The sequence below is a fragment of the Intestinirhabdus alba genome (assembly GCF_009711095.1).
Taxonomy (GTDB): domain Bacteria; phylum Pseudomonadota; class Gammaproteobacteria; order Enterobacterales; family Enterobacteriaceae; genus Intestinirhabdus; species Intestinirhabdus alba.
In genome coordinates, this window is the sequence record NZ_WMJZ01000015.1 from 98,912 (window position 1) to 120,479 (window position 21,568).

Annotated in this window: 20 protein-coding genes and 2 pseudogenes; 9 read left to right on the forward strand and 13 right to left on the reverse strand. The window is 57.1% G+C overall.

Features of this window, described 5'->3' with window-relative positions; all coding sequences use genetic code 11:
• Positions 1-151: 151 nt before the first annotated feature.
• Positions 152-421 carry a YciI family protein gene (locus GJV78_RS12275; RefSeq protein ID WP_155108624.1) on the forward strand — a complete coding sequence of 90 codons (270 nt, stop codon included), beginning with the start codon at positions 152-154 and terminating at the stop codon, positions 419-421.
• A 207-nt stretch (positions 422-628) separates the two neighbouring features.
• Here GJV78_RS12275 and fabY read toward each other — a convergent pair whose 3' ends face one another.
• The 4 genes from fabY to yihX form a co-directional block, all read right to left on the reverse strand.
• Positions 629-1,570 (reverse strand): fatty acid biosynthesis protein FabY, encoded by a 942-nt coding sequence (gene fabY / locus GJV78_RS12280; protein WP_155108625.1) that lies wholly within the window; start codon positions 1,568-1,570, stop codon positions 629-631.
• Between the two features lie 305 nt (positions 1,571-1,875).
• Positions 1,876-2,313 carry a D-aminoacyl-tRNA deacylase gene (gene dtd / locus GJV78_RS12285; RefSeq protein ID WP_155108626.1) on the reverse strand — a complete coding sequence of 146 codons (438 nt, stop codon included), beginning with the start codon at positions 2,311-2,313 and terminating at the stop codon, positions 1,876-1,878.
• Positions 2,310-3,182, reverse strand: a complete 873-nt coding sequence (locus GJV78_RS12290; protein ID WP_155108627.1) for a virulence factor BrkB family protein — start codon at positions 3,180-3,182, stop codon at positions 2,310-2,312. Before GJV78_RS12290 ends, dtd begins: the two co-directional genes overlap by 4 nt.
• On the reverse strand, positions 3,176-3,775 hold the full coding sequence (gene yihX, locus GJV78_RS12295) for a glucose-1-phosphatase (protein WP_155108628.1): 600 nt from the start codon (positions 3,773-3,775) through the stop codon (positions 3,176-3,178). Before yihX ends, GJV78_RS12290 begins: the two co-directional genes overlap by 7 nt.
• A 169-nt stretch (positions 3,776-3,944) precedes the next feature.
• On the opposite strand from yihX, the pseudogene GJV78_RS12300 reads away from it, so the two are divergent.
• Positions 3,945-4,387: pseudogene (locus GJV78_RS12300) on the forward strand (sulfite exporter TauE/SafE family protein); the annotation flags it as partial.
• Between the two features lie 63 nt (positions 4,388-4,450).
• On the opposite strand, the gene typA reads toward GJV78_RS12300, so the two are convergent.
• Positions 4,451-6,274 carry a ribosome-dependent GTPase TypA gene (gene typA, locus GJV78_RS12305; protein WP_167519533.1) on the reverse strand — a complete coding sequence of 608 codons (1,824 nt, stop codon included), beginning with the start codon at positions 6,272-6,274 and terminating at the stop codon, positions 4,451-4,453.
• Between the two features lie 376 nt (positions 6,275-6,650).
• Here typA and glnA point away from each other — a divergent pair, with 376 nt between their 5' ends.
• From glnA to GJV78_RS12325, 4 genes are all read left to right on the forward strand, one after another.
• Complete coding sequence (gene glnA, locus GJV78_RS12310) at positions 6,651-8,060, forward strand: glutamate--ammonia ligase (RefSeq protein ID WP_155108629.1); 1,410 nt, start codon at positions 6,651-6,653, stop codon at positions 8,058-8,060.
• A gap of 201 nt (positions 8,061-8,261) precedes the next feature.
• Complete coding sequence (glnL, locus tag GJV78_RS12315) at positions 8,262-9,311, forward strand: nitrogen regulation protein NR(II) (RefSeq protein WP_155108630.1); 1,050 nt, start codon at positions 8,262-8,264, stop codon at positions 9,309-9,311.
• A gap of 165 nt (positions 9,312-9,476) precedes the next feature.
• Positions 9,477-10,886, forward strand: a complete 1,410-nt coding sequence (gene glnG / locus GJV78_RS12320; protein WP_155108631.1) for a nitrogen regulation protein NR(I) — start codon at positions 9,477-9,479, stop codon at positions 10,884-10,886.
• Between the two features lie 102 nt (positions 10,887-10,988).
• Positions 10,989-11,108: a YshB family small membrane protein gene (locus tag GJV78_RS12325; protein WP_155108632.1), complete on the forward strand. Its 120-nt coding sequence runs from the start codon at positions 10,989-10,991 to the stop codon at positions 11,106-11,108.
• Positions 11,109-11,168: 60 nt separating this feature from the next.
• Here GJV78_RS12325 and hemN read toward each other — a convergent pair whose 3' ends face one another.
• The 3 genes and pseudogenes from hemN to GJV78_RS24140 form a co-directional block, all read right to left on the reverse strand.
• On the reverse strand, positions 11,169-12,542 hold the full coding sequence (hemN, locus tag GJV78_RS12330) for an oxygen-independent coproporphyrinogen III oxidase (RefSeq protein ID WP_155108633.1): 1,374 nt from the start codon (positions 12,540-12,542) through the stop codon (positions 11,169-11,171).
• A gap of 188 nt (positions 12,543-12,730) precedes the next feature.
• Positions 12,731-13,240, reverse strand: a complete 510-nt coding sequence (gene yihI, locus GJV78_RS12335) for a Der GTPase-activating protein YihI (RefSeq protein WP_155108634.1) — start codon at positions 13,238-13,240, stop codon at positions 12,731-12,733.
• 107 nt (positions 13,241-13,347) lie between these two features.
• Positions 13,348-13,558 (reverse strand): annotated as a pseudogene (locus tag GJV78_RS24140) (hypothetical protein).
• Positions 13,559-13,822: 264 nt separating this feature from the next.
• Here GJV78_RS24140 and yihA point away from each other — a divergent pair.
• Entirely contained in the window at positions 13,823-14,455 is a 633-nt protein-coding gene (yihA, locus tag GJV78_RS12340; RefSeq protein ID WP_155108635.1) for a ribosome biogenesis GTP-binding protein YihA/YsxC, read from the forward strand.
• 282 nt (positions 14,456-14,737) lie between these two features.
• Here yihA and GJV78_RS24280 read toward each other — a convergent pair whose 3' ends face one another.
• The 5 genes from GJV78_RS24280 to GJV78_RS12360 form a co-directional block, all read right to left on the reverse strand.
• Positions 14,738-14,785: a spot 42 RNA, inhibition of DNA synthesis gene (locus GJV78_RS24280; protein ID WP_071892919.1), complete on the reverse strand. Its 48-nt coding sequence runs from the start codon at positions 14,783-14,785 to the stop codon at positions 14,738-14,740.
• Between the two features lie 166 nt (positions 14,786-14,951).
• Positions 14,952-17,738, reverse strand: coding sequence for a DNA polymerase I (gene polA / locus GJV78_RS12345; RefSeq protein WP_155108636.1), 2,787 nt, complete (start codon positions 17,736-17,738; stop codon positions 14,952-14,954).
• A 558-nt stretch (positions 17,739-18,296) separates the two neighbouring features.
• A complete protein-coding gene (gene dsbA / locus GJV78_RS12350; protein WP_155108637.1) occupies positions 18,297-18,923 on the reverse strand; it encodes a thiol:disulfide interchange protein DsbA in 627 nt (208 codons plus the stop codon).
• Between the two features lie 16 nt (positions 18,924-18,939).
• Complete coding sequence (locus GJV78_RS12355) at positions 18,940-19,926, reverse strand: serine/threonine protein kinase (protein WP_155108638.1); 987 nt, start codon at positions 19,924-19,926, stop codon at positions 18,940-18,942.
• A gap of 77 nt (positions 19,927-20,003) precedes the next feature.
• Positions 20,004-20,273, reverse strand: coding sequence for a YihD family protein (locus GJV78_RS12360; RefSeq protein WP_155108639.1), 270 nt, complete (start codon positions 20,271-20,273; stop codon positions 20,004-20,006).
• A gap of 69 nt (positions 20,274-20,342) precedes the next feature.
• Here GJV78_RS12360 and mobA point away from each other — a divergent pair, with 69 nt between their 5' ends.
• Positions 20,343-20,927 (forward strand): molybdenum cofactor guanylyltransferase MobA, encoded by a 585-nt coding sequence (mobA, locus tag GJV78_RS12365; protein WP_167519534.1) that lies wholly within the window; start codon positions 20,343-20,345, stop codon positions 20,925-20,927.
• Positions 20,909-21,427: a molybdopterin-guanine dinucleotide biosynthesis protein MobB gene (mobB, locus tag GJV78_RS12370; protein ID WP_167519535.1), complete on the forward strand. Its 519-nt coding sequence runs from the start codon at positions 20,909-20,911 to the stop codon at positions 21,425-21,427. The genes mobA and mobB overlap by 19 nt, the downstream gene beginning before the upstream one ends.
• Positions 21,428-21,568: the final 141 nt, after the last annotated feature.

The window sequence follows — 21,568 nt, forward strand, 5'->3', positions numbered from 1 at the left end:
AAAGATGAATACTGTTTATGTCGTTGTTTTAACCTATATACCCTAAATAATTCGAGTTGCATGAAGGCGGCGACGCAGAGAATCCCCAGGAGCTTACTGGAGTAAGTGACTGGGGTGAACGAGGAAAGCCAACGCACATGCAACTTGAAGTATGACGGGTATAAAATCACTGGAAGAGGTTGATCGCCAACTACCGGCTCACGTTGAGTGGCTGAAAAAGGGGTACTCCGATGGCCTGTTTTTGGCGTCAGGAAGAAGAATTCCCCGAAACGGCGGGGTTATACTGGCAAAGTGCGACACCCCTGAGCCATTGAAAGCGTATCTGAGCCAGGACCCCTTCCAGCAATTAAACCTGGCTACGGCTGAAATTATTCCCTTTGAGGCAACGATGAAATCTCAGCTGCTGGAAAATATTTTCTGACTCTGCGCCCGCCCGGAGCGGGCGATCCGGTCACCGACGACGTAAAAAAGGCCGAAGCAAAAACGCAGCACCTGCAGCCTGATTTGCTACGCCCGCCCCGGTGGGCCATCGCTAACGGGCGAGGCAAATCCGTCCAGAGGTTTTATCGGAGGCGGCAATCTCGCCGTCCAGGGAAAACCTCTATCAATCAGGTGGCGGCAGAACGCCTTACTCCTCCTCGTTGCCGCCCTCTTCATAAGGGCCAAACGGCCTGGCGGGCAGGACGATATAAACGCCGTTAAAAATCGCCCCCGCCGCCTCGTCGCCCAGCAGCTGTACCTGGAGCTGCACGCGCGCCTTTTTGCCGCGCGCCAGCCGGTCCAGATCGCCGCTCAGGGAGCCTAAATCGGCCACCGCGCTCGGCCTGCCGCAGACCGGCCTGCTGTAGCGGATATGGGCGTCGGCAAGAATAATGGTGCCGCCAAGATGGCGCTCGCGCAGCATCAGCCAGATCAGCCCCCAGCCGGTCAGCGTCGCCAGCGAAAACAGGCTGCCGGCAAACAGGGTATGGTGCGGATTTTGATTGCCCGTTTCCGGCATGGTGGTGATAAATTTCTGCCCGGTGTACTGCTGGATGCGCACCCCCATTTTCTCGCTCAGCGGGATATGCTCATACCACGCCTGCTGAAGCTGGCCGCACCAGTCGCCGCGATGCAGGATGTCGTCAAGGGAGGCGACAGGTTTAATCATCAGGAAATGACGCACCGGCGTGGTCTGCGGCGTGGTGATCTCCCCCTGATTGATAAAGCCCAGCCTGGCAAAGAATCCAACAGCGTCCTCGCGGGCGCTGCAGGTCACGCGCTTCACCCCCTCCTGGCGCGCCACGGATTCCAGGGTCATCGCCATCAGCGTGCCCAGCCCCTTACTCTGCACCGCCGGGTCGACCGCCATAAAGCGGATGGAGGCTTCGTTATCCGCGTTAATATACAGCCGGCCAACGGCAACCGGATTGCCCTCTTCATCCACCACCATCTGATGGTGGGCCATGGCGTCCCAGGCGTCGCGCTCGGAGCCTTTGGGCTGATGCAGCGGCCTGCGCAGCATCTCCCAGCGAAACTGATAGTAGCGTTCCAGTTCCTCTTCTGTTTGCGGAACCCGAAGATGATACATAGCAGCACTCTCTCTTGTTAACCGCGCCGAAGGCCGGGCGGTGTCCCTTAACCGGGCGTGGCGTCGACGCTGAGCCAGAAGCGCGTAATCAAGGCGGAGGGCGCAGGACAGAGTGAACTCTGTTCAAGCCCGACAACGCAGAGTACGCGCTTCTGGCTCGCGTCCCGTAGGGCTGGGGCCATTCAGGCCCGTTGCCGCGTTGCTCGCCGCGCATCCGGAATAACCAGACCTTACGGCTCGCGCCTTGCCCCGGACCTGAATGACCGCCAGCGACACTCACGAACGGTTAAGGGACACAGCCTGGTTCAAACCTGCAGCCAGAACGTGACGGGGCCGTCGTTGACCAGCGCAACCTGCATATCGGCGGCAAAGCGCCCGGTTTGCGTCGCGACGCCCTGTTCACGGCAGCGCGCGACGAAGTAGTCGTACAGCGCCTCCGCATGCTCCGGCGCGGCTCCCCGCGAGAAGCCCGGCCGCATACCGCGCCCGGTATCCGCCGCCAGGGTAAACTGCGATACCACCAGCACGCTGCCGCCCGCCTGCCGCACGTTAAGGTTCATTTTGCCTTCGGCGTCGCTGAAAATACGATAGCCGAGCACGCGCTCGCACAGGCGATTCGCTTTTTGCTCGTTATCCTCTTTTTCGACGCCCAGTAAGATTAAAAGCCCCGGGCCGATTTCACCCGTCACGTCTCCCGCCACGGTAACGCTGGCCCCGGTGACACGCTGAATTAATGCAATCATGGTTGGTCTGCTTTGTCTTGCTCTATGGCCTGTTTAAGTTTGCGGTATTCTCCGAGAGTGACAGTTATTTCCGCGCCAAGCAAGACGATACACCACGTCCAGTAAACCCAGACAAACAAAATGGGGATCACCGCCAGCACGCCGTAAATCAACTGCCAGGACGGAAACATCGTGATATAAAGCGTGAACCCTTTCTTGCCCACCTCAAAGAGCAGCGCCGCGACAAAGGCCCCCACCAGCGCATCCCGGTTGGGCACGCGGGTGGTGGGCACGATGCTGTAAAGCAACCAGAACGACAGCCAGGAGAGCGCCAGCGGCAGAATCCGCAGCGCGTCGTCAATCACGCCGTTAAGCTCGCTGGCCCAGCGCAGAGAAAGCAGGTAAGAGCTGATGGCCAGGCTGGCACCGGCCAGCAGCGGGCCGAGGGTCAGAATCATCCAGTAGACGGCAAAAGAGTAAACCTTTGGCCGGGCGCGCCTGCTGCGCCAGATGGTGTTCAGGGCGCTGTCGATGGCGTACATCAGCAGCAGCGCCGTCACGATCAGCCCGCACGCGCCGACCGCCGTCATCCTGTTGGCGTTGGCGACAAACTGTTCGATGTAGCGCTGAATCACGTCACCCGTGGCGGGTATAAAATTGGCGAAGATAAAGTGGCGCAGCTGAACGCTGACGTCGGAAAACATCGGAAACGCGGCGAACAGGGCGAAGATAACCGTAATCAGCGGCACCAGGGAGAGCAGCGAGACGTAGGCCAGGTTCCCGGCCAGCGTCGTCATATTATCTTCATTAATCCGCCGCCATAGCAGCTTCAGCCAGGCCCGGGCCGAACGCGCGCGGCGCGCGGTCTTTTGCTGAACGGTGTTTAGCATAGCCGCTTCGCGAAATAGTCCGGGACGGTGGTTTTATCCTTCACCAGAATACCGGGGATGCCCAGCCGCTCCGCCCCGGCGATATTGTCGGCGTTATCGTCAAAAAAGCGCGTCTCGTCCGGCGAAAACCCCTCCGCCTGCAGAACGTGCTGGTAGATACGCGCTTCGGGCTTGCGCATCCCCAGATCCTGCGACAGGTAAATCTTATCGGCAGCCCCGCGGATCTCCGGATACTCTTCCGGCCAGAAGGTGGTATGCAGGCGGTTGGTATTGGAGAGCACCACCACGCGGTGTCCCTGCTCGCGCAGCCGATGCATAATGGCGATGACCTCCGGACGCAGCCCGACAAAAATAGCCTGCCAGCCGTGGGAAAACTGCTCATAGCTTAGCGGCAGCGCCATCTGTTGACAGAGCGCTTCGGCAAAGGCTTCATCGGTGAGCTCGCCCCGCTCGTGCTGGCAAAACGCCTCGCCCATGGTGAAGCTTTGCTTCAGGGAAGCAAGCGGTACACGGCTGAGATCGCTCCATGCCCCCAGCACGCGGTTGAAGTCGATATCAACAATCACATTACCTAAATCAAAGATATAGAGCATGTTCTTCTCCTTGCCGGCCGTGGATGAGTAACTGTAGCGGGAAAGAGGCGCTTTGACTATGCGTCTTGCGGGAAACATGCGGGACAGATTGCTGAAAAATAAGCGAGGCGATAAATAGACCAACCGGAACGCGCGGTTCCCGCCCGCAGCCCCGTCAGAGCGCCCGTCCCAGGCCTTAGGGGCGGCGTTCTCAACCAACGGGCCGCCGGTGGTGATGTACGGTATGCTGCGTAACCTGGCACCCGCCGCGCTTCACGGTACGCTTAACGCCTTCTTTATGGCCAATAACATCGCCATTATCGGCGGACTGGCCACCAGCGGGATCTTAACCATTTCAACCAGTAAGCTGGTGCTGTTCTGTATTCCAACGATGGTGCTGGGTTCGATTGTCGGCCAGTACGTGCATAAACGGATTTCGGTAAAAGTGTTCCGCATTATCGTTTTCCTGCTGCCGATCGCCTCCGGCGCGATGCTGATCAAAGGCGCAATGGGCATTTCCGCCCTCGGCGCGCTGCTGCCGGTCTTTGGGCTACTGGTAGTGCTACAGCTGATATTCGGGAAGAAAGGGCGGCCATCCTTGCCGCAGACGAAGCGGCGAAGGCGCAGCCATAACGGCAGCCACGCCATTAAAAAAGCCGCTGGATTCAGCGGCTTTTTTCTTACAAAGAGCGTGAGTTACTCTTCTTTCGCTCCGCGCATCGCGCGACGGCGATCGTTTTCCGTCAGGTGACGTTTGCGGATACGCACAGACAGCGGCGTCACTTCTACCAGCTCGTCGTCATCGATAAACTCCAGCGCCTGCTCCAGGGTCATCTTGACCGGCGGAACCAGCACCGTGGCTTCGTCAGTACCGGACGCGCGCATGTTGGTCAGCTTCTTACCGGTCAGGCAGTTGACGGTCAGGTCGTTGGAACGGCTGTGAATACCGATAATCTGGCCTTCATAAACCTCCGCGCCGTGGCCGAGGAACAGCTTACCGCGATCCTGCAGGCCGAACAGGGCAAACGCCACCGCTTTACCCTGGCCGTTGGAGATCAGTACGCCGTTCTGACGCTGGCCCACTTCGCCCGGACGCACGTCGTCGTAGTGGCTGAAGGTGGAGTACAGCAGGCCGGTGCCGGAGGTCATGGTCATGAACTCTGAGCGGAAGCCGATCAGACCGCGGCTTGGGATCACGTAGTCGAGACGTACGCGGCCTTTGCCGTCCGGATTCATGTTTTTCAGATCGCCTTTCCGCTCGCCCAGCGCCTGCATCACGGAGCCCTGATGCTGCTCCTCGACGTCCAGGGTCACGTTCTCAAACGGCTCCTGCTTACGACCGTCGATTTCACGGAAGATAACTTTCGGGCGGGAAACCGCCATTTCAAAACCTTCACGACGCATATTCTCGATCAGCACCGACAGGTGCAGTTCGCCGCGGCCGGATACGCGGAAGGCATCCGCGTCTTCGGTCTCTTCCACGCGCAGCGCCACGTTGTGCACCAGCTCTTTGTTCAGGCGGTCAAGGATCTGACGGGAGGTAACGTATTTCCCCTCTTTACCGCAGAACGGCGAGGTGTTGACGTTGAAGAACATGGTCACGGTCGGTTCGTCGACGGAGAGCGCCGGCAGCGCTTCGACATTCTGCGGATCGCAGATGGTGTCGGAGATGTTCAGCTCGCCAAGGCCGGTGATCGCGATGATGTCGCCCGCTTCCGCCAGGTCGCTGTCGATACGCTCCAGGCCCAGGTGAGTCAGCACTTTACCCACCTTCGCGTTACGGGTTTTCCCTTCGCTGTCGATGATGGTGACCTGCTGGTTCGGCTTCACTTTACCGCGCTTGATGCGGCCGATGCCGATAACGCCAACGTAGTTGTTGTAGTCCAGCTGGGAGATCTGCATCTGCAGCGGGCCGTCGAGATCGACGTCCGGTGCCGGCACGTGGTCGACAATCGCCTGATACAGCGGGGTCATATCTTCCGCCATATTTTCGTGGTCCAGACCCGCGATACCGTTCAGCGCCGAAGCGTAGATGATCGGGAAATCCAGCTGTTCGTCGGTGGCGTCAAGGTTAACGAACAGGTCGAATACCTGATCGACAACCCAGTCCGGACGCGCGCCGGGACGGTCAACCTTGTTGATAACAACGATGGGCTTCAGGCCGTGGGCAAAGGCTTTTTTGGTGACGAAGCGCGTCTGCGGCATCGGACCATCAAAGGCGTCCACCACCAGCAGCACGGAGTCTACCATGGACATGACACGTTCAACTTCACCGCCGAAGTCGGCGTGCCCCGGGGTATCAACGATATTGATACGGTAATCATTCCACTTGATGGCGGTGTTTTTCGCGAGGATGGTAATCCCACGCTCTTTCTCCAGGTCATTGGAGTCCATCACACGTTCTTGAGTTTCGGCACGGGAATCAAACGTACCGGACTGCTGGAGCAGCTTATCAACCAGGGTCGTTTTACCATGGTCAACGTGCGCGATGATGGCGATATTACGCAGATTTTCGATCACAACTTTGCCTCAGGCATTAGAAATAGCGCGCTATTGTACACGGATTAATCGCACTACAAAACAGGATCACAAACATCCTCCGCAAACAAGTGTGACAGAGTCTCTTTGTGATCGCTTTCACGGAGCGTTCAAAGGGCTATTCATCGTTCATTGCACCATTATAGTGCTTAAATACGCTCCTGAAGCACTATAATGGTGCAACTCGCTTGTCATGGTGCAGCCCTTTTGCACGATGCTGCGCATGATAACGCCTTTTTGGGGTAATTTGAAAGTTGGCACAGTTTTCGCTTTATCTTTTTTACGGCGACACGGCCCGTAGATGCAGCATAAAAGGCCCCGTTACCAGACAAAATGACCAATCCGGGAGAATTAAAGTATGTCCGCTGAACACGTTTTGACGATGCTGAATGAGCATGAGGTGAAGTTTGTCGATCTGCGCTTCACCGACACCAAAGGGAAAGAACAGCACGTCACCATCCCTGCTCATCAGGTGGATGCCGAATTCTTTGAAGAAGGCAAAATGTTTGACGGCTCCTCGATTGGCGGCTGGAAAGGCATTAATGAATCCGACATGGTGCTGATGCCTGACGCCTCTACGGCGGTTATCGATCCGTTCTTCGCCGACTCCACCCTGATTATCCGCTGCGATATTCTGGAGCCGGGCACCCTGCAGGGCTATGACCGCGATCCGCGCTCGATCGCCAAGCGCGCCGAAGAGTACCTGCGCGCGACCGGCATCGCCGATACCGTGCTGTTTGGACCAGAACCCGAATTCTTCCTGTTTGACGATATCCGCTTCGGCTCGTCAATTTCCGGCTCCCACGTGGCTATCGACGATATCGAAGGCGCATGGAACTCCTCTACCCGCTACGAAGGCGGCAACAAGGGCCATCGTCCGGCGGTGAAAGGCGGTTATTTCCCGGTTCCGCCCGTCGACTCCGCCCAGGATTTGCGCTCTGAAATGTGCTCCGTCATGGAGCAGATGGGCCTGGTCGTCGAAGCTCATCACCATGAAGTGGCAACCGCCGGTCAGAACGAAGTGGCTACCCGCTTCAACACCATGACCAAAAAGGCCGACGAAATTCAGATCTACAAATACGTGGTGCACAACGTCGCCCACCGCTTTGGCAAAACCGCGACCTTTATGCCGAAGCCGATGTTCGGCGACAACGGCTCCGGTATGCACTGCCACATGTCGCTGTCCAGAAACGGCGTGAACCTGTTCGCCGGCGATAAATATGCCGGTCTGTCCGAGCAGGCGCTGTACTACATCGGCGGCGTTATCAAGCACGCCAAAGCAATTAACGCCCTGGCGAACCCGACCACTAACTCCTATAAGCGTCTGGTGCCGGGCTACGAAGCGCCGGTGATGCTGGCCTACTCCGCCCGCAACCGTTCCGCCTCTATTCGCATCCCGGTCGTGGCTTCGCCAAAAGCGCGTCGTATCGAAGTACGCTTCCCGGACCCGGCGGCCAACCCCTATCTGTGCTTTGCCGCCCTGCTGATGGCCGGCCTTGACGGCATCAAGAACAAGATCCATCCGGGCGAAGCAATGGACAAAAATCTGTACGACCTGCCGCCGGAAGAGGCGAAAGAGATCCCGCAGGTTGCCGGTTCTCTGGAAGAAGCGCTCAACGAGCTGGATCTGGACCGCGAGTTCCTGAAGGCGGGCGGCGTCTTCACCGATGAAGCCATCGACGCCTATATCGCGCTGCGCCGTGAAGAAGACGACCGGGTGCGCATGACCCCGCACCCGGTCGAGTTTGAACTGTACTACAGCGTTTAATTGGTGCCTGGATACCCATCGTGTTTCTGACCGCCGCCGCATCGCTGCGGTCAGAAAGGGACCGGGTAATTTCGTTGCCGTGGAAACGTTTGGCCCATCCTGCGATGGGCTTTTTTCTTCTTCGGCCGCCCCGACCGCGCGCTTTCGGGCATAAAAAGTTATACTGCACCAAAATAGTGCAACCCGTTCAGGAGACTGCTAATGGCAACAGGCACGCTGCCCGATGCTGGGCAGATCCTCAATTCGTTAATCAACAGCATCCTGCTGGTCGACGATGAGCTGACCATACATTACGCCAATCCCGCCGCGCAGCAGCTGCTGGCCCAAAGCTCGCGCAAGCTGTTCGGTACGCCGCTGCCGGAGCTGCTGAGCTACTTTTCGCTAAACGTTGACTTAATGCGCGAAAGCCTGCTGACGGGCCAGGGCTTTACCGACAACGAGGTTACGCTGGTCATCGACGGGCGCTCGCATATTCTCTCCGTCACCGCCCAGCGGCTCTCTGACGGCCAGATCCTGCTGGAAATGGCCCCCATGGACAACCAGCGCCGCCTTAGCCAGGAGCAGCTGCAGCACGCCCAGCAGGTGGCGGCGCGCGATCTGGTGCGCGGACTGGCCCACGAAATTAAGAACCCACTCGGCGGCCTGCGCGGCGCGGCGCAGCTCCTGAGCAAGGCGCTGCCCGATCCGGCACTGCTGGAGTACACCCAGGTGATCATTGAGCAGGCCGACCGGCTGCGAAACCTGGTCGATCGCCTGCTTGGCCCGCAGTTGCCGGGAACGCACATAACCGAGAGCATCCATAAGGTCGCTGAACGCGTCGTGGCGCTGGTTTCGATGGAAATACCGGAAAACGTGACCCTGATCCGCGACTACGATCCCAGCCTGCCGGAGCTGCCCCACGACCCGGAACAGATAGAGCAGGTGCTGCTGAACATCGTCCGCAACGCCCTGCAGGCCCTGGGACCGGAGGGCGGCCAGATCGTTCTGCGCACCCGTACGGCATTTCAACTGACGCTGCACGGGGTGCGTTATCGGCTGGCGGCGCGGATTGACGTGCAGGACAACGGGCCGGGCATTCCCGCTCAGCTACAGGATACGCTGTTTTATCCGATGGTCAGCGGTCGCGAAGGCGGCACCGGGCTGGGCTTATCCATCGCCCGCAGCCTTATCGATCGGCATTCCGGCAAAATTGAATTTACCAGCTGGCCGGGCCATACCGAGTTTTCGGTTTACCTGCCCATTCGGAAATAAGAGGCTGTCCCACCGGGCGCGGCCAGCGTGAATCCCGACCGCGCAGCGGCCGGAGCGCGTACGCAGTATCTGAGAGGATTCGCTTTGCTTCCCTGCGGACCGCCCCGAAGGACGTGCAACAGGGCAAGAAAACCAGCCTGCCGGAACAGGCGCTAAGAGGTGTTTATGCAACGAGGAATAGTCTGGGTTGTTGATGACGATAGTTCCATCCGTTGGGTGCTGGAACGGGCGCTCTCCGGGGCGGGTCTGAGCTGCGCCACGTTTGAGAACGGCAGCGAGGCGCTGGCCGCGCTGGCGGGCAAAACGCCGGATGTCCTGCTGTCGGATATCCGTATGCCGGGCATGGACGGCCTGGCGCTGTTAAAACAGATCAAGCAGCGTCACCCGATGCTGCCGGTTATTATCATGACCGCGCATTCCGATCTCGACGCCGCCGTTAGCGCCTATCAGCAGGGGGCCTTTGACTATCTGCCAAAGCCCTTTGATATCGACGAGGCGGTGGCGCTGGTCGAACGCGCCATCAGCCACTATCAGGAACAGCAGCAGCCGCGCAACGTTTCGCTCAGCGGCCCAACCGCCGACATTATTGGCGAAGCGCCCGCCATGCAGGACGTCTTCCGCATCATCGGCCGCCTCTCCCGCTCCTCAATCAGCGTGCTTATCAACGGCGAGTCCGGCACCGGGAAAGAGCTGGTCGCCCATGCCCTGCACCGCCACAGCCCGCGGGCAACGGCACCGTTTATCGCCCTCAACATGGCGGCGATTCCCAAAGATTTAATCGAGTCCGAGCTGTTCGGCCATGAAAAAGGGGCCTTTACCGGTGCCAGTACCGTTCGCCAGGGGCGCTTCGAACAGGCAGACGGCGGCACGCTGTTTCTTGATGAGATCGGCGATATGCCGCTGGACGTCCAGACCCGTCTGCTGCGCGTTCTTGCCGACGGGCAGTTCTACCGTATCGGCGGCTATGCCCCGGTGAAGGTGGACGTACGCATTATCGCCGCCACCCACCAGAACCTTGAGCTGCGCGTGCAGGAGGGCATGTTCCGCGAAGATCTCTTTCACCGCCTGAACGTTATTCGTATCCACCTGCCGCCGCTGCGCGACCGCCGGGAGGATATTCCACGGCTGGCGCGCCATTTTCTGCAGGTGGCCGCCCGGGAGCTGGGAGTAGAGGCCAAACTGTTGCATCCGGAAACCGAGGCCGCCCTGACGCGGCTGGCGTGGCCTGGCAACGTCCGCCAGCTGGAAAATACCTGCCGCTGGCTGACGGTAATGGCCGCCGGACAGGAGGTGCTGATCCAGGATCTGCCCGGCGAGCTGTTTGAGGTCACGGTTCCGGACAGCGCGCCCTCCCCTCATCCGGATAGCTGGGCGACGCTGCTGGCGCAATGGGCGGATCGGGCGCTGCGCGCCGGCCAGCAGGATCTGCTGTCGGCCGCGCAGCCCGAAATGGAGCGCACCCTGCTCACCACCGCCCTGCGTCATACGCAGGGGCATAAGCAGGAGGCGGCGCGCCTGCTCGGTTGGGGGCGTAATACCCTGACACGTAAGCTGAAAGAGCTGGGCATGGAGTAGCGATTCTGATGATGAATAAGCGACCGCCAACTGGCGTTATTTTGCGCTTTACTGTTCCGATGAGTTCAGTATGATCGTGACCGGCAAAGGGGGAGAGACATTATGCTGGCAACGTTAATCCATTTATTGGCAAGCGGCACGGTTGACGGCCATACGCCGCAGACGACCGTCGCCGCCGTGCTGTGCGCGGCGCTGGCCGGGCTGTTTAGCCAGGCAGGGTAACGACGCGACGGCCCCGTCTGCTTATTTTCCGCAGGCGGGGCCGCGCGCCGTCCGCTGCGTTTATATCACCCGCGAGAACTGCTGCATCCGCGCTTTCTGCCGCAGATAAGCGTCAAAGCACATGCAGATGTTGCGGATAAGCAGGCGGCCTTTCGCCGTCACCACGATGCCTTCCCCGCTCACGTCCACCAGCCCGTCTTTCGCCAGCGGTGCCAGCAGCTTCAGATCCTCCGCAAAATATTCAGCGAAGTTCAGCCCCCACCGCCGCTCAACCGCAGCGTAGTCGAGGCGGAAGTTGCAGATCAGAAGCTTAATCACGTCCCGGCGGATGCAGTCATCGCGGGTCAGGGCAATTCCGCGCCACAACGCGTCTCCGCGCTCATCAATCTGCTGATAGTAGTGCTTCAGCTCCTTCTGATTCTGCGCGTAACAATCGCCAATCATACTGATGGCGGACACGCCCAGCCCCAGCAGGTCGGTGTCACCCTGGGTGGTGTAGCCCTGAAAATTACGGTGCAGCACGCCCTCGCGCTGGGCGACGGCCAGCTCGTTATCCGGGCGGGCAAAGTGGTCCATACCAATAAACTGATAGCCCGCTTCGGTCAGGGAGGCGATGGTTTCCTGCAAAATATCCAGCTTCTGCCGGGCGCTGGGCAGATCGGCGTCCTTGATTTTACGCTGGGCGGCAAACAGCGTCGGCAGGTGAGCATAGTTAAAAACGCTCAGGCGATCGGGGTTCAGCTCCGCTACGCGCTTCAGCGTAAAGGCAAAACTCTCCGGCGTCTGCTTCGGCAGGCCGTAAATCAGATCGATATTGGTCGAGGTAAAGCCTATCTCACGGGCGTGATTGAGCAGCGCAAAAATAAAGGTTTCATCCTGCTCGCGGTTGACGAGGCGCTGAACCTCCTTATTGAAGTCCTGCACCCCCATGCTCAGGCGGTTAAATCCTTCGGCGCGCAGATGATCGAGCACGTCCAGCTCGATTTCGCGGGGATCGACCTCGATCGAGATTTCCGCGTCGGCGTCAAAACAGAAGTTATCGCGCAGCAGCCCCATCAGGCGGCTGATTTGCGCTTTATTAAGGTACGTCGGCGTACCGCCGCCCCAGTGCAGCTGGCTGACGCGACGCCCGGCAAACAGCGGCGCGCGATGGATAATCTCCTGCGCCAGGACGTCAAGATACTGGTCGGCCTTATGCTGCTGGCGGGTCACTATCTTATTGCAGCCGCAGAAGTAGCACAGCTTGTGGCAGAACGGGATATGCACATACAACGAGAGCGGGCGCTCCGGATAACGCGCCACGGCCTGTAAAAATGCCGCTTCGTCGAACTCCGCAGAGAACTCCAGCGCGGTCGGGTACGAGGTGTATCGTGGCCCGGAATAGTTATATTTCTGGATCAGGGCCAGATCCCAGTCTATTAGCTGTTCAGACATGCTCACTCCTTCCGATGATGTCTCTGGCGAGTATGGCGGGCTGGCTTCGCCACGCTACGGGCAATAAGCCGACTACGCAGCCACCTCTGTCGCCGCGACAAGCGCCGTAGTTTAACGAATAACCACGCCAGATAACATATCACCGGGAGGGTTATAAACAGCACGAATGGATCCAGGGCGTAAACCGGTTAGCTGCCGCCCCGGAGCAGACGCATCATATCTTCCGGCTTCTCCTCTTCCTCTTCGTCTTCATCATCGTCATAAGAGAGGCCCAGCTGCTGCATCAGCGCGTCAATGCGATCCAGTTTGGCGTCCACCCAGCTCTGCTCTTCTGCGCTCAGGGCTTCGCCTGCTTCCAGACGTTCCAGCAGCGCATCCAGGCGCTCATCCGTTTCCAGTAAATCCAGTTCAGCCTGCGGTGAAAGCATAGGTTTCTCACTCTTCGGTTTATGCTGTCCGACGACCTTTCCGGTTACGCCCAACAGAACGGGGGTTTTACTGCCGATACGCGGATCCTTTTGCGGACGTTGTTTTCCGCCGCCGGTAGCAGAATCCGCGCCGCCTGCGCGGCTTCCCGCCGCGTGGCCGCGGCGTTTTTTCTGCCGCTTGCGATCGCGCGCTTCCTGGTTCAGCTCTTCGCGGGTTTTACGGCGGACTTTCGCTGGATTCTTACCGCGTGGTGTGGAGGGTGATTTCATAGTTGTTCGTCTTTGGCCGTTTTATTCAGTATATAATTGCGGCGGAATCTAGCAGAAATCAAACAAAGAAAAAAGGCGACAGATTTCTCTGTCGCCTTTTTCTTGACTCACTGTCCTGAACGGACCTTACATTCCGTGTCGGCAATCAACGCGCCCTGTTTTTCCATCTGCCTGAAACAGTCCCTGTCGTTTCCCTTTCCCTTAAATAAACAACGTCTCCGGACGTTTGTCTTCCTGACCTTCCTTTGTCCTCGCCTCCTGGCGCTCCTGACCCTCATCCTGAGTTGATCGTCCTGCCAGCGTCCTCGCTATGTCGATTACTTTACCCTATTGAGTTGAACTAACAAGTAACAAAAATGATTTTTACACTATTTTCAGAATATAGCCATCTTCTAATTTATTGATTCAGCGTAATTTTATATAAAAACCACAAACACAATACTGTTATTTCGCATAACCACAATCAGCAATCTCTTACAAAGCGCAGGTTTTTTACTTACAGCGAACAATGTCGAAAAAGCCGTCTTTTGCCCGGCTTCGGGTATAATCGCCGCAAAGCCCTGACTGACGGAGACGACCGCTTTGATTAACCTGAATTATCAACAGACGCACTTTGTGATGAGCGCGCCTGATATTCGCCATCTTCCTTCCGATACCGGAATCGAAGTGGCTTTTGCCGGCCGTTCAAACGCAGGCAAGTCCAGCGCGCTGAACACGCTGACCAACCAGAAAAGCCTGGCCCGCATCTCAAAGACACCCGGCCGAACCCAGCTGATCAACCTGTTTGAAGTGGCAGACGGCAAGCGGCTGGTGGACCTTCCTGGCTACGGCTATGCCGAAGTGCCGGAAGAGATGAAGCGCAAATGGCAGCGCGCGCTGGGTGAGTATCTTGAAAAACGCCAGAGCCTGCAGGGGCTGGTGGTGCTGATGGATATCCGGCATCCGCTGAAGGATCTTGATCAGCAGATGGTGCTGTGGGCGGTAGAGAGCAACATCCAGGTGCTGATCCTGCTGACCAAAGCGGACAAGCTGGCCAGCGGCGCGCGTAAAGCGCAGCTGAGTATGGTTCGTGAGGCGGTGCTGGCCTTTAACGGCGACGTGCAGGTTGAAACCTTCTCTTCGTTGAAAAAACAGGGCGTGGATAAACTGCGCCAAAAGCTGGACTGCTGGTTTAGTGAACTGGAGCCGGTGGAAGAGAAGCTGGACGCAGAATAATTCATTGATATGTCGGATGGCGGCAGGCGCGGCTCATCCGATCGACATATGTTTTACCGCTACTCCCCCGACCAGGACAAAACGCGATCCGCGCGCTTTACGACAAAGGCGGCACGCGCGAAAACAGTACCAGCGAATCGCTCAGGACAGCCGAAGCCTGCCGCTACGGTGTAAACCCTTTCTCATGCGCTGGGCCGGTTTTGCCGGCTCCGGTGCCGTTTTCCCTGGGAGCGCGCAATAAAAAACGCCCCAGCCATCAACTGACTGGGGCGGCTAAAATATTCAGCCAAATCCGATTACGTGAAGTAAAAGGTCTGAAAGATAGAACATCTTACCTCTGTACCCTACGCGAATAACTCTACTCTTTTTTATGCAGGGCAGAAAGCACTTTTTGTAATTTTTTTTCACTATTTACAGAGAGAATTCCAACTGTCATCACAAAAAATGCCCGGTTATGTTGCTTAGTTACAGAAAAAGCGCCCTGCTATGTGTCCGCCTAGTGAGCCAGATCCCAGTTTTCCCCGCTGCCCACTTCCACCAGCAGCGGCACGTCAATCTGCGTGCAGTTTTCCATTAGCTGATGGATCTTCGCCGCCACGTCGTCCAGAGCGTCCTTATGCACCTCAAACACCAGCTCATCGTGCACCTGCATAATCAGGCGAACCGGCGGCCTTTCGCTCTGCAGCCACCCGTCAACGGCGATCATCGCCCGCTTGATAATGTCCGCCGCCGTTCCCTGCATCGGGGCGTTGATGGCCGCACGCTCAGCGCCGGCCCGACGCGCGCCGTTGCTGGATTTGATATCCGGCAGATAGAGGCGACGCCCCTCCAGGGTTTCAACATAACCCTGCTCTTTCGCCTGAGCGCGGGTACGCTCCATATATTCCAGCACGCCGGGATAGCGTTCAAAGTAGAGGTCCATATATTTCTGCGCCTCTTTACGCGGAATATTCAGCTGACGCGCCAGGCCAAAAGCGCTCATGCCATAAATCAGACCAAAGTTAATGGCCTTTGCGCTGCGGCGCTGTTCGCCGGTGACCGACTCCAACGGTACGCCAAATACCTCCGCCGCCGTCGCGCGGTGAATGTCTTTCCCCTCGGCAAAGGCGGTAAGCAGCCCCTTATCGCGCGACAGGTGCGCCATAATGCGCAGCTCAATCTGCGAATAGTCCGCTGAGACGATAACGTAATCCTCCGGCGCAATAAACGCCTGACGAATACGACGCCCCTCTTCATTACGTACCGGAATATTTTGCAGGTTAGGATCGGTGGAGGAGAGCCTTCCCGTGGCGGTAACCGCCTGGTGATAAGAGGTATGCACGCGCCCGGTTTGCGGGTTGATCATCAGCGGCAGCTTATCGGTATAGGTAGACTTCAGCTTCGACAGGCCGCGATGCTCCAGAATTACCTTCGGCAGCGGATAGTCGAGCGCCAGCTCTTCCAGCACCTCCTCTGAGGTGGACGGCGCGCCGCCCGGCGTCTTCTTCAGCGGCTTAATGCCCTGTTTTTCAAACAGTATCGTCTGCAGCTGTTTGGTTGAAGAGAGGTTAAACGCCTCGCCGGCAATGTCGTGGGCTTTCTTTTCCAGCTCCGCCAGGCGCTGGGCAAGCTCTTCGGAATGCTTGTGCAGGACGGTCGGATCGATTTTCACGCCGTTACGCTCTACGCGGGAAAGTACCGGCACCAGCGGCATTTCGATATTTTCAAAGACGTTCAGCGGCCCCGGGGACTGCTGCAGCTCCGACCACATCTTCAGGTGCAGCTGCAGGGTGACATCGGCATCCTCCGCCGCATAGCTCCCGGCCTCCTCCAGCGCGATCTGATTAAACGTCAGCTGGTTTTTGCCCTTGCCGGCAATCTCTTCAAAGGTAATGGTCTTATGCTTCAGCCAGCGTGCGGACAGGCTGTCCATATCGTGCCGCCCCGCCACGCTGTTGAGGATGTAAGATTCCAGCATGGTATCAAAGGCGATGCCGCGCAGCTCGATACCGTAATTTGCCAGTATGCCGCGATCGTATTTCAGATTCTGCCCAACCTTACGCGCGCTTTCATCTTCCAGCAGCGGCTTCAGCAGCGCCAGCACCCGCTCCCGGGCAATCTGATCCGGCGCGTCCAGATAGTCATGGGCGACCGGCACGTAGGCGGCCTCTCCCGGCGCTACGGCAAACGACAGCCCTACCAGCTTCGCGGAGACGTTGTCCAGGCTGTCGGTTTCCGTATCAAAAGCAAACACCGGCGCTTTTTTCAGCTTCGTAATCCACTCAACCAGCGTCGCCTCATCGAGGATGGTAGCGTAACCCTCCCGGGAAAGCGTTGCCGTCGGCGCTTTTGCAGCGTCATCAGCGACGCTGGCCTCCTGCGGTTTTGCCGCCACCTTCGTGCCTTTTGCCTGCAGCCATTTTCCGGCCTCAATGTCTGCAATCCAGCGCTTAAACTCATACTGTTTAAACAGGCCAAGCAGCTCATCGACGACCGGCGGCTGCACCTCAAGCTGTTCGCAGGTCAGCGCCAGCTCGACGTCGGTTTTAATGGTGGCAAGCTGATAAGAGAGATAAGCGACCTCTTTATTTTGCTCAAGCTTCGCGGCCATGGTTTTCGCACCGCGGAAGGACAGCCCGGCAATTTTGTCGGATTCAGCGTACAGGGTATCCAGCCCGCCTAATCCCTGCAGCAGCGCCTGGGCCGTCTTCTCACCGACGCCCGGCACGCCGGGAATATTATCGGAGGCGTCACCCATCAGCGCCAGGAAGTCAATAATGAGCGCTGGCGGCACGCCGTATTTGCTCGCCACCTCCTCCGGACCAAGAACGGTGTTGGTCATAGTGTTGATGAGGGTAATATGCTCTGTCACCAGCTGGGCCATATCTTTATCGCCGGTACTGATCAGCACCGGACGCCCGGCCTTCTCGGCTTCGCGCGCCAGCGTGCCGATCACGTCGTCAGCCTCCACGCCCGATACCGCCAGCAGCGGCAGGCCCATCGCTTTCACCATCGCATGCAGCGGTTCGATCTGCGCGCGCAGATCGTCAGGCATCGGCGGCCGATGGGACTTGTAGTGTTCAAAAAGCTCATCACGGAAGGTCTTTCCCTTCGCATCAAATACCACCGCAGCATGGGTCGGCTGGTACTGCATGATCAAACTACGCAGCATGTTGAGAACGCCGTACATCGCGCCCGTCGGCTCGCCCGCGCCGTTGGTCAAGGGCGGAAACGCATGATACGCGCGATAAAGATAGGATGAACCATCGACAAGAATGAGGGGGTTTTGTGGGATCTGAACCATAATATCTGTGCCTGTTTATCAGATTATGGATAAAGAATGCCACAGACCGGCTAAAAACATGAGGTTTTCACCGTAATAATTGAAATTGTTTTAACTATCTTCCGCCACTCCTGCGAGGTGTGGCTGTGGATAACTTTGTGTATAAATAATATGCCATTGATTACATTCAGCTTAATCTATAACTGCACAGCAAAATATATTCTATATATTAATAACTTACTTTAAAAAGTAGAGTTTGTTTGCGCAATTCTTCGAAATAACAGTGTGTGGATAGTTTCTGAAAATTTATCAGCGTTAACGTTTGGGTCGTTTTCTGAGGCTATTGCCTTCCCGCGCTGCGCCAACGCCCCGTTTATGCTAATCATAGTGACGAGAATATCCGCGTCGGGCGGTTTCTCGTTTGCCGCCGCACTTCAGCATCTGTTACCTGACGCGGCGTCATTATTATACAGGCCGGCAGCTGGCGTATTAAGCCTCTGCCGCTATAAGCTGAACGTACCGTGGGATAGCGTGATTAAAGCTACGCGAAAAAACGCCGGTCGACGACCGGCGATACGCTTATTTTTTGTTTACCAGGTATTTCACGGTATCAGCATACTGCTGTACAAAGGCATCCATACCGTTATTGGTATCCATACCCTGCGGATTCAGCTGATATTTGCCGTTAACAAACATCGCCGGAACGCCCTGCAGCTGTAGCTCGGAGGCCGCCTTTTCCTGCTGAACAACCAGCGATTTCACCACGAAGCTATTCCACGCGGCATCATATTCTTCAGCCTTAACCCCCGCTTTAATAAAGACATCACGGATATCGGCTACGCTCTGAATGGTCTGAGTTTTCTGTACCGCCTCAAACATCGGCACGGTAACCTTATCTTCAACGCCCAGCGCCATCGCCACGGCCCATGCCTGGGTCATATCCTTACCCAACGTGCCAAGGAACTCGACATGGTATTTAGTCATCTTAACGCCTTCCGGCAGTTTCTTTTTCACGCTATCAGAAACGTGAAGCACCTCTTCAAACTGGTAGCAGTGCGGGCAGTAAAAAGAGAAAAACTCCAGAACCTGCGGTCCGTCGGCAAGGGGGGTTTCCAGCGTGGTGTACTGCTTGCCATCCTGAATCTGCGCAGCCGATGCGCTAAAAGCTAAAATCATACCAGCCAGCGCCAGCCAAATCTTTTTCATGATCACTTTTCTCCGGTTAATACATGGGCGTTAATTGTAAAGGGGGTTCCTGCAGCGCTTTTGTCTGCTCAATAAAGGCCGCCGTCTGGTGCTGCCAATAGTCTTCTCCGGTCAGCCAGGGGAAGTTTTTGGGAAAGGCAGGATCGGCCCAGCGGCGCATCAGCCAGGCAAGATAATAAACTAAACGCATAGCGCGTAAAGGCTCGATAAGATCTAATTCGGCGGTATCAAACTCGCTAAACTCTTCATAGGCCTCAACGATCGTCGCCAGTTGGAGGCGCTGCTCGGCTTTATCGCCATTAAGCAGCATCCACAGATCCTGAACGGCAGGCCCGCTGCGCGCATCATCCAGATCGACAAACAACGGGCCATCGCGCCAGAGAATATTCCCGGCATGGCAGTCGCCGTGCAGACGCAGCGGCGTATAGCCGCTATGCCAGCGTTCGCCGACGGCGGCGATAAGCGCGTCGGTCGCCTTGAGGAAATCAGCCTTTAGCCCGGACGGAATAAGCGATGCGTTTTCAAAAAGTTTACGCGGCTCAATAAGATACTCTTCCAGGCCAATCGTGGGGCGATAGACGAAGGGCCGCTTGCGGCCCGTCTGGTGCATTCGCCCCAGATAGCGACCGACCGCCTCCATCTGGTCGATATTGTCCGCCTCAAACTGTCGGCCGCCGACGCTGGGGAAAACGGCAAAGCGAAAGCCCTGATGATTCAACAGCGTCTGGTCGTTAAAACTCAGCAGAGATGCCACGGGAACACAATCATCGATCAGTTCCAGAGCAAACTGATGTTCCTCCTGGATTTGTTCCACGGACCAGCGCTCAGGACGATAAAATTTGACGACAAAGCGCCGTCGATCTTCATCCTGAAACTGATAAACGCGGTTCTCATAGCTGTTAAGCGGGGTAAGCCCGGAATCCACCCGGATCCCCTGCTCAAACAGCGCATCCATGATGGTATCCGGGTGTAACGTCTGGAAAGTAAAAGCGTTGTCGTTCATTCCATCATCCGGAAAAAAACTACGAATGCTGCAGGATAACATTTCACGGTAATTTCTGTGTCGCCGCTTACAAGCATTTACTCTTTGATAACGCCGCGTGCGCGCAGCAGGGCCGTTTTAAAATCTTCCTCATAATCTTTCTGAATGCCCGGGATCGCCGCATCTTTCGCCGAATCGCGCATTTTTAGCTGATAGATCAGTATGTCATCGGTTAAATCGGCCAGATCGCCGTCAAAACCTGACTCTTTCGCCAGTTTCTGTAAAAATTGCATCAGATTCAGCTCTGGCTCTTTTTGCCAGGCCGGCTGGAGAAGTTCAATCACTTCATTCAGGCGTTTACATTTCATGGTCGTGCTCCCTAAAATTGATGCAGATACGTTAACAGGGACAACTCCGTAATAAAAGAGGCGATATCGGTGAATACAGATGAGGCAATAACCGGAGTTGTGCTGGCGGGAGGCAAAGCCAGGCGAATGGGTGGCGCAGAGAAAGGTTTACTGGAACTAAAAGGAAAACCGCTATGGAAGCACGTTGCCGACCGCCTGCAGCCACAGCTCGATAAGGTTGTTATTAGCGCCAACCGCCATCTGGAAATCTGGCAGGCAAGCGGGCTGAAGGTGGTTCCGGATACCCTGGCCGATTTTCCCGGACCGCTGGCCGGTATGCTTTCGGTTATCCAACAGGTAAGAAGCGACTGGTTTCTGTTCTGCCCCTGCGATACGCCCTATATTCCCGGCGATCTCGTCGCCCGGTTGCAGGCCCGCCGTAACGGTGCGCCAATCGTATGGGTCCATGACGGTGAAAGGGATCACCCCGCCATCGCCCTGGTAAACCGTTCGGTACAGCCGTCGCTACAGGAGTACCTGCGCTCCGGCGAACGGCGGGTGATGGTCTTTATGCGACAGGCGGGCGGTCATGCCGTAGATTTCAGCGACAGCAAAGAGGCGTTCAGCAATCTCAACACGCCGGAAGAGCTGGCCAGATGGCAGGAGAAACCATGATTCCACTTCTTGCTATCGCCGCCTGGAGCGGCACGGGTAAAACCACGCTGCTTAAAAAATTAATTCCAGCGCTGTGCGCCTGCGGGCTTCGTCCTGGCTTGATCAAGCACACCCATCACGATATGGATGTCGATGAACCGGGCAAGGACAGCTATGAGTTACGCAAGGCGGGCGCGGCGCAAACCCTGGTCGCCAGCAGCCAGCGCTGGGCGCTGATGACGGAAACGCCGGAAGAGCCGGAGCTGAATCTCGATTACCTGGTAAGCCGAATGGATGCCTCTAAGCTGGATCTGGTGCTGGTTGAGGGCTTTAAGCATGAACCAGTGGCGAAGATAGTGCTGTTTCGCCAGCACTGCGGACATCGCGTGGATGAACTGTCTATCGACGAACATGTTGTCGCCGTTGCCAGCGACGTTCCGCTTACCGTGAATGTGCCAGTATTAGATATCAACAACACCGGGGCGATCACCGCGTTTATTCTGCGCTGGCTGGAGCGTTAGGCACCTTATATTCGCAGGTGTCCACAGGAAGGCGGCATCCCAACGGAGCGAGCGCCGCCGGGCGGAGTTTTTATCCGGCGCAGCCTGCGTTTACCGGCGTACCAGCGCAAAAAGGCCATCCCGCAGGATGGCCTTTTCACT